The 6,882-nt window shown below is 71.9% G+C and carries 3 protein-coding genes, 1 pseudogene and 1 riboswitch; all 4 genes and pseudogenes read right to left on the bottom strand.

Features of this window, described 5'->3' with window-relative positions; genetic code table 11:
• Positions 1 to 137: 137 nt before the first annotated feature.
• Positions 138 to 1,256, bottom strand: coding sequence for a magnesium chelatase ATPase subunit I (locus C666_RS18015; RefSeq protein ID WP_004347150.1), 1,119 nt, complete (start codon positions 1,254 to 1,256; stop codon positions 138 to 140).
• The gene (cobN, locus tag C666_RS18010) at positions 1,253 to 5,074 is read right to left on the bottom strand and encodes a cobaltochelatase subunit CobN (RefSeq protein WP_004347149.1); all 3,822 of its coding nucleotides are present in this window, start codon (positions 5,072 to 5,074) and stop codon (positions 1,253 to 1,255) included. Before cobN ends, C666_RS18015 begins: the two co-directional genes overlap by 4 nt.
• Complete coding sequence (cobW, locus tag C666_RS18005) at positions 5,074 to 6,165, bottom strand: cobalamin biosynthesis protein CobW (protein WP_004347148.1); 1,092 nt, start codon at positions 6,163 to 6,165, stop codon at positions 5,074 to 5,076. The genes cobN and cobW overlap by 1 nt, the downstream gene beginning before the upstream one ends.
• Before the next feature lie 127 nt (positions 6,166 to 6,292).
• Positions 6,293 to 6,506: riboswitch (cobalamin riboswitch) on the bottom strand.
• A gap of 94 nt (positions 6,507 to 6,600) precedes the next feature.
• Positions 6,601 to 6,882 (bottom strand): annotated as a pseudogene (locus tag C666_RS18000) (DEAD/DEAH box helicase); the annotation flags it as partial.

Genomic DNA, 6,882 nt, shown 5'->3' with positions numbered 1-6,882 from the left:
GAGCGCGGCGTCGGCCTTGGCCGCCAGCGTGCGCGGCCAGTCGATGCGCGTGCCGGCGGCCGGGTCGGGGCGGCCTTTCTTCGTGGGGCTGGGTGCGCGTCCGGCGGCCGCCCTGCCGGGCGCGGCTGCCGGACGCGTCAGGGCTTTTTTGCATGCAGCGGCCTCACGTTCTTGACCGCGTGGATCGGCACCGGCTGCGGCGGCAGCGCGCCCCAGTCGTCTGGCTGATCGCTTGGGGCCGGCTGGCCTGAGTCGTTGGACGTGCTGGTGCTTGCTTGTCCGTTCGCGGGTCGGGTGCCGTCGCCCTGGGTCGGAGCCGTGTCGTCGCGGTGTTGCGGCGTTTGCGACGGCGCGTCCTCGGCCGCCTTGCGGCGATGGGCGAGCACCAGTTCGGCCACGGCGTCGATGTCGGCATCGGTGATTTCGCCGCGGCCGTCGAGCGCGGCGTGGGCGCGCGCGGCGCGCAGCATGACGAGGTCGGCGCGCACGCCCTCGACCTGGGCGGCGTGGCACAGCGCGGCAACGCGGTCGTGGGCGGCGTCGCCGAAGCCGATGCCGTCCAGTGCGCTGCGGGCGCGGACGATGCGCCGGGCGAGGTTCTGCTGTTCGGTGTCGAAGCGGCGGACGAAGGCGGCCGGGTCTGCGTCGAAGGCCAGCCGGGCGCGCACGATGGCCTGGCGCTCGGCGGTGGCGAGGGTGTCGTCCAGGCGCGCGAACAGGCCGAAGCGGTCCAGCAGTTGCGGGCGCAGTTCGCCTTCCTCGGGGTTCATGGTGCCGATCAGGGTCAGCCGCGCCGGGTGCTGGTGCGAGACGCCGTCGCGCTCGACGCGGTTGATGCCGCTGGCGCAGACGTCGAGCAGCAGGTCGACCAGGCCGTCGGCGAGCAGGTTGACTTCGTCGATGTACAGCACGCCGTCGTGCGCCCGAGCCAGCAGGCCGGGGCGGAAGGCGACGCGGCCGTGCTGCAGCGCTGCTTCGAGGTCGAGCGAGCCGACGAGCTGTTCCTCGCTGCTGCCCAGCGGCAGGTCGACGAAGCGCCCGCCGCCCTGATCCTTCGGCAGCAGCTCGGCGAGCGCGCGCGCGCTGGTGGATTTGGCGGTGCCGCGCGGCCCTTCGATCAGCACGCCGCCGATCAGCGGGTCGACGGCGGCGAGCAGCAGCGCGGTGCGCAGGCGCGGCTGGCCGTACAGCGCGGCGAAGGGGTAGCTGGGCGCGGCCGGGGCGCTGGGCGAAGGGGCGGGGGTAGAGGCAGTCATCGGTTTTCCAGGTGCTGTTCGGCGGCGAGCAGGTGCTGTTCGATGCGTTCGCGCCAGTCACCGGGCGATTGCCACAGGCCGCGCTGCATGGCTTCGAGCAGGCGCTCGCACATTTCGCGCAGCGCGTCGGGGTTGTGGCGCTGCAGGAAGTCGCGGGTGTGGGTGTCTTCGATGTAGGCGTCGGCGACGCGGGCGTACTGGTCGTCGCGCACCACGCGCGCGGTGGCGTCGAAGGCGAACAGGTAGTCGACGGTGGCCGCCATCTCGAACGCGCCCTTGTAGCCGTGGCGCTTGATGCCGGCGATCCATTTGGGGTTGGTCACGCGCGAGCGCACGACGCGGCTGATTTCTTCTTCCAGCGAGCGCACCACCGGTGCTTGCGGGTTGGCATGGTCGCCGAAATACACCGCCGGCTGCGCGCCGGACAGGTGACGCACGGCCGCCGTCATGCCGCCCTGGAACTGGTAGTAGTCGTCGGAGTCGAGCAGGTCGTGCTCGCGGTTGTCCTGGTTCTGCATCACCAGGTCGATGCCGGCGAGGCGGCGGGCGAAGGTGCTGCGGGCCGCGCTGCCGTAGTCGTGCTGGCCGTAGGCGTGGCCGCCCCAGTTCAGCCAGGCGTCGGCGAGGTCGGCGTCGTCGTCCCAGTTGCGGCCGTCGATCAGGCCTTGCAGGCCGGCGCCGTAGGCGCCGGGCTTGGCGCCGAAGATTCGATGGCCGGCGTGGCGGCGGGCGTCGGCGGCGCCCATGCCGTCGGCCGCCAGCGCGGCGGCCTCGCGCAGGATGCGGGCGCGGATCGGGTTCACGTCCTCGGCTTCGTCGAGTTCGGCGACGGCCTGCACCGCGGCGTCGAACAGGCGGATGACGTTGGCGAAGGCGTCGCGGAAGAAGCCGGACACGCGCAGCGTGACGTCGATGCGCGGACGGTCGAGCAGCGACATCGGCAGGATTTCGAAGTCGGCCACGCGGTGGCTGCCGTCGGCCCACTTCGGCCGCACGCCGATCAGCGCGAAAGCCTGGGCGATGTCGTCGCCGCCGGTGCGCATGGTGGCCGTGCCCCATACCGACAGGCCGATCGCGCGCGGGTAGTCGCCGTGTTCCTGCAGGTAGCGTTCCACCAGCAGCGCGGCGGATTTCAGGCCCAGCGTCCAGCTCGTCTGCGTGGGCACGGCGCGGGTGTCGACCGAGTAGAAGTTGCGCCCGGTGGGCAGCACGTCGGGACGGCCGCGCGAGGGCGCGCCGCTCGGCCCGGGCGGCACGAAACGGCCGGCGAGGCCGCGCATCAGCTGCAGCAGCTCCTGTTCGCCGCAGGCGTCCAGGCGCGGGCGCAGGTCGCCGTCGATGCGCGCGAGCACGGCGGCGGTGCGGGGCCAGTCGTGGCCCTCGGGCAGGCGGTGCTCCGGCAGGTCGGAATCAGGGAGGCTGGAGTTCAGGATCTGCAGCGCCAGCAGTTCGAGCCGTTCGCGGGTGTCGCCGGCGTTGCGCCACAGGCCGTCGCCGAGCGCGGCGAGCACGGCCGGGCGCGGGCCTTGCCAGGGCTGGCCCCAGTCGGCGTCGAGCGGGTCGAAGCCCTTGCCGTCTTCCCCACCCAGGGCGAGGTCGGCGGCCAGCGCGCGGGTCAGGCCTTCATTGCCGTCGCGGCCGTTGCCGACCGGATGGCGCGCCAGCGCGAGCAGGGTGTCGCGCCGCAGCCGCCCTGTGGGCGAGGCGCCGAAGATGTGGAGGCCGTCGCGGATCTGCGCTTCCTTCAGTTCGCACAGGTAGGCGTCGGTGCGATTGAGCAGGTGCTGTTCCTCTTCCGCCGTGCGCGGCGTGTCGAAGCCGAGGTCGCGGTGCAGGTCGTGGCGCAGGATGTGGTCGAGGATCTGGCGGCGCAGCAGTTCGGCGCGGCGCGGATCGAGCATCAGTGCTTCGTAGTATTCATCCACCTGGCGTTCGAGGTCGCGCGTGGGGCCGTAGCTTTCGGCGCGGGTCAGCGGCGGCATTAGGTGGTCGATGATCACCGCCTGGGCGCGGCGCTTGGCCTGGGTGCCTTCGCCGGGGTCGTTGACGATGAAGGGGTAGAGATGCGGCAGCGGGCCGAGGACAATGTCGGGCCAGCACTCGCCCGACAGCGCCACGCTCTTGCCCGGCAGCCATTCGAGGTTGCCGTGCTTGCCGACGTGCACGATGGCGTCGCAGCGCCACACTTCGCGCAGCCAGCAGTAGAAGGCCAGGTAGTGGTGCGGCGGTATCAGGTCGGGGTCGTGGTAGCTCGCCTGCGGGTCGAGTCCGTAGCCGCGCGCGGGCTGGATGCCGACGAAGAGCTGGCCGCAGCGCAGGCCGGCGATCATGAAGCGACCTTGGCGCAGCATCGGGTCGGCGGCGGGTTCGCCCCAACGCGCGACGATGGCGCCGCGCACGGTTTCCGGCAGGCGCTCGAAGAAGGCGAGGTAGGCGTCCATCGCCAGGCTCTGCCGCGCCGGGCGCAGCGCCCACTGGTCGGGGTCGTTGGTGATGCCTTCCTTCAGTTGCGCCATCAGCGTGTCGCCGTCGGTCGGGATGGCGTCGGCGGCGTAGCCGTCGGCGCGCAGGCGTTCGAGGATGGCGACCACCGAGGCCGGCGTGTCGAGGCCGACGCCGTTGCCCAGCCGGCCTTCACGGCTGGGGTAGTTGGCCAGCACCAGCGCCAGCCGCTTGTCGGCGTTGGGCAGCGCGCGCAGGCGGCACCAGCGCCGTGCCAGCTCGGCGACGAAGGCCATGCGCTCGGGATGCGGGCGGTACTGCACGACGTCGCACTGGGTGTGCTCGCAGTGGTGGGACAGGCCCTTGAAGCTGACCGCGCGGGTGATGATGCGGCCGTCGACCTCGGGCAGCGCGATGTGCATGGCGATGTCGCGCGGCGACAGGCCGTGGGCGTCGGCCCGCCAGCCTTCCTCGTTGCCGCCGGACAGCACGAGCTGCAGCACCGGGATGTCGTCCACCAGGGCGTGGTCGCCGGGATCGTCAAGCGCCGACTGCGAGAACGCGGTGGTGTTGAGGATCAGCGCCACGCCATGCTCGCGGCACAGCCGGCGCAGGGTGTCGGCGCACAGCGCGTCCTTCAGCGACAGCAGCGCGATCGGCAGCGGGTTCATGCCGCGCGCGGCGAGCGCCTCGCACAAGTGGGTGAACACCGCGGTGTTGCCCGCCTGCAGGTGGGCGCGGTAGAACAGCACGGCGACGCAGGGCGCGCCGGCCTGCCAGTCGCCGTGCCAGCTTTCCACCGAGCCGAGTTCGTGGCGCGGATGGAAGACCGTCACCGCGGGCAGCGGCCGCGGTGGTGGCACTTGCAGCGGAAGATCGAAGAAGCGCGTCGCCAGGAAGCGGTGGAAGGCACGTGCGTTGGCCGGGCCGCCTTCGCGCAGGTAGCGCCACAGCGTGCGGCAGGTGTCGGCATCGGCGGTGCTTTTCTGCAGCAGGTTGCTGTCTTCGGTGGTGTCGCCGGAGAACATCGCCAACGCGATGCCGCGTGCGCGGCACAGTTCGCCGATGCGCTCGGTGCCGTAGGGCCAGTAGCTTTCGCCGCCGAGGTGGTCGATGACGATGACGCGCGCGTACTGCAGCACGTCGTCCAGGTAGAGGTCGACCGAGGCCGGCTGGCGCAGGTGCAGGAGGTTGGCCAGTCGCAGCGACGGAAAGCCGGCCGTGCCGCTGCTCGCGGCGGGCCAGGCGGCGGCGAGCAGCGCCAGCGTGGTGTCGGCGGCGCTGAGGATGACGATGTCGGCCGGATCTTGCGCGATGCGGGTGATGACCGAGGCGTCGTCGACGAAGCCGCCGGGCTGGGCCGCGAGCAGATGCATCAGGCGCTTCCGGCGGGGGCGTCGGCAGTGGCGGCGGCCGCGGCGAGCGCGTTGCGCAGGGAGTCGGCGTCCAGATCCTCGCCGATCAGCACGAGGTGGGTGCGCGGCGTTTCGTCCGCCAGCCAGCGGCGGTCGAAGTAGCTGTCGAAGCGCCGGCCGACGCCGTGCACCACCAGCCGCATCGGCTTGCCGGGCAGCGCGACGAAGCCCTTGACGCGGTAGATGGCGTGCTCGGCGGTGAGGGTGTGCAGGATGTCGAGCAGGCGCTCGCGCTCGACCAGCGGCAGGTCGACCACCACTGAGTCGAAGGCGTCGTGATCGTGGTCGTGTTCTTCCCCTTCCTCGTGGTCGTGGTGGCTCTGGCGCAGGTGGATGTTCTCCTCCGACGCGGCGCCCAGGCCGAGCACGATGTCGAGCTCGATGCGGCCCTGGTCGCTGGCGACGATCTTCACCTCGGGCGGCAGTTCCTCGCGCACCAGTGCTTCGACACGGGCGCGGGCGTCGGCGTCGGCGAGGTCGGTCTTGGACAGCACGACCAGGTCGGCGGCCGATAACTGGTCCTCGAACAGCTCGTGCAGCGGCGATTCGTGATCTAGGTTGGGGTCGGCGCGGCGCTGGGCGTCGACCGCCGGCAGGTTGGCGGCGAACTGGCCGGCGGCGGCGGCGGGCACGTCCACCACGGTGACGACCGCGTCCACGGTGCAGGCGTTGCGGATCTCTGGCCAATTGAAAGCCTGCACCAGCGGCTTGGGCAGGGCCAGGCCGGACGTCTCGATCAGGATGTGGTCGATGTCGCCGCGGCGCGCGATCAGTTCGCGCATCACCGGGTAGAACTCTTCCTGCACCGTGCAGCACAGGCAGCCGTTGGCGAGTTCGAACAGCTCGCCGGGGCGTTCCCGGCCGTCCTCGTCGCAGCCGATGCCGCAGCCGCGCAGGATGTCGCCGTCGATGCCGAGTTCGCCGAATTCATTGACGATCACGGCGATGCGGCGGCCGCCGGCGTTGGACAGGATGTGGCGCAGCAGCGTGGTCTTGCCGCTGCCGAGGAAGCCGGTGACGATGGTGGCGGGAATGCGTTGGCTGGCTGACATGGTGTCTCCGGAAAGGCGATGGCGCCGCGGGTATGAGGGCGGACGACCTGCTTGGGGGAGACGTGGTGGTGGCCGGAGCGACGGACGATGCCCGGGCCGGACGGCGATCGCCCACACCCCGGGGCAGTGACCTTCAATCGACCAGGCCGGTCTTCTGGCTCGCCTTCATCCGGATGCCGCGGCCTTCCCGGGCAAAGCCCAGTGGCGGGGTGCGGCATCCGTCAGGACTACAGCAGCGGGGGCTGCGCCGGGATGGCTGCCCGCGTGGGGCGGCATTACCGGACTTCCCGTTTCACCCTGGCGCGCGTTTGCGGCGCAGGGCACCTGGATTCGAATGCGCGCGAAGCTTAAGTGAGGGCTCGGGGGTTTGGCAAGCCGCCGCGCGCGGAAAACCCCGCTCCCCGCCCGGCCGAAGCGGGGAGCGGGCGCGCGGGTTCAGCGGTTGCCGTTGCCCGGCTTGGCGGAGAACAGCGCGGCGCGCGGCGCGGGGCGGCTGCGGCCGTGGTTGGCGCGATTGCCATCGGCGTCGGTGCGACGGGTGGTATTGGCGATGCGGTTGCCATCGACGTCGGGCCGTGGCGCGGGCGGCATGCGATTGCCGTTGACCTCGCGCGGTTCGGCCGCGCGCGGCGCGCGGTTGCCGTCCGCTTCGCCGCGGCGCGGCTGGGAGCGGGCGCCGGGCTTGTTCTGTCCACGGCCGGCAGCGGGCGTGCGTTC

This window comes from Thauera linaloolentis 47Lol = DSM 12138 (assembly GCF_000310205.1).
Lineage (GTDB): Bacteria > Pseudomonadota > Gammaproteobacteria > Burkholderiales > Rhodocyclaceae > Thauera > Thauera linaloolentis.
This window is presented reverse-complemented; position numbering and strand designations above follow the sequence as displayed.

Coding starts and splice junctions, on each gene's coding strand:
- C666_RS18015 (WP_004347150.1), bottom strand. CDS start 1,256: ATGACTGCCTCTACCCCCGCCCCTTCGCCCAGCGCCCCGGCCGCGCCC.
- cobN (WP_004347149.1), bottom strand. CDS start 5,074: ATGCATCTGCTCGCGGCCCAGCCCGGCGGCTTCGTCGACGACGCCTCG.
- cobW (WP_004347148.1), bottom strand. CDS start 6,165: ATGTCAGCCAGCCAACGCATTCCCGCCACCATCGTCACCGGCTTCCTC.